Source organism: Acinetobacter sp. YH12094, assembly GCF_013419295.1.
Taxonomy (GTDB): domain Bacteria; phylum Pseudomonadota; class Gammaproteobacteria; order Pseudomonadales; family Moraxellaceae; genus Acinetobacter; species Acinetobacter amyesii.
Genome location: NZ_VPAK01000081.1, coordinates 1 through 1301 on the forward strand (window position 1 = coordinate 1; position 1301 = coordinate 1301).

At 39.0% G+C, this 1301-nt stretch carries 1 protein-coding gene; it reads right to left on the reverse strand.

Annotation, left to right across the window (positions count from 1 at the left end):
• A partial coding sequence (gene mobQ, locus FTU34_RS17705; protein ID WP_257226329.1) for a MobQ family relaxase occupies positions 1 to 1301 on the reverse strand: 1301 nt, incomplete at both ends.

Below are 1301 nucleotides of genomic sequence, written 5' to 3' on the forward strand. Positions count from 1 at the left end.
ACATTCTCAATATCGTATTCTTTAGCAAGTTGTTCGACCTCGGTTGCGTATTCTCTCCAGTTCTCATTTTTTGCCTGTTCTACTGATTTTTCAGTCGCATAAAAATCAGGTTTTTTTATATCTCTGTAAGTATGATGATAAGAGTCATAAAACAAATTATTGCTATGTAGGTAAAAATCGCTTTTGTTTTCTGCTAACCATCGTTTTGTCTTGGTGAGATTTGATTCAATCTGCTTTTGATTATCAGCAGCATTGCTTTGAATGGTGTAAAACTGATTGGCAAATTCTGCATAAATATCTTGGCACCGGATGAAGTCATCATATGCGTTGTCGATCTGTTGAACCTGTTGTTCTTGCAGGCGTTCTTCTTCTAGATTGAGATTTACTAATTCTGCTAAAAGCTCTTTTTCTTCTGCTTCGGTTAACTGAAGTTCGTTTTCCAGCTGGGTAATCTGATCTTCTAATCGACTTGGAACAATAATTTCTTGATCAAGGCCCTTGATGATCTGTTGGTATTCTCGTGCAGCATCTAAATTTTTGGCTTTGATTGCATCATTTTCAAGTGCAATTCTTGGTAGCACAATTTCAGTGTTACGTTCTTCAAGCGGTCTTTTTTGTTCCTCGTCATATTGTCTGCGAAGTGCTGTAGCTTCATGCCCTTCATGATGAGTGGGTTCAAGAAAGTCTAAGCCCTGATCCTTGTAACTCCGGTGGTCGATGCGTTCGTCTAGTCCGGCATTTTCCAATACTGTGTTTACAACATTGGCAAAAGTTGCTCGGCTGTCCTTCAGGATCTCGGGACCATGGTCGTTGAAGATTCTTTGTTTCTTTCCTAATTCGCCTTTGTCATTGATGAGTCTGGTCGTGAACATCATGTGTACGTGATAGTTTTTATTATTGGTTTCATCGTTATGTTCATGTGGTGCATGGATGCAGGCATCGACAATAACATTGTGCTTGTTCACAAAGTCTCGGCAAAAGTCATCAACGATTTTTATGCGTTCTGCATCTGTTAATTCATGTGGTAAAGCACAGATATATTCTTTGGCGAGTCGTGCATTGGCTTTCATTGAGCCATTGGCATTGAATTCTTTTTTTTCTACTGTATTCCAAAGTGTTTGACGGTCTAAAAGTTTTGTATTGGTATGTTCTGGTGCATAAATATTTTTGTATGCAAGTCCCTTTTTTTTAGTGTAGTCCTGAGTCTTTCCAAAAGTCAGATCCTCTAATTTTTCACAGGCACGATAAGCAGCACAAGCAACGGCTGAACGTCCGTCACTTCGTGAGATGTTGCTTTCATT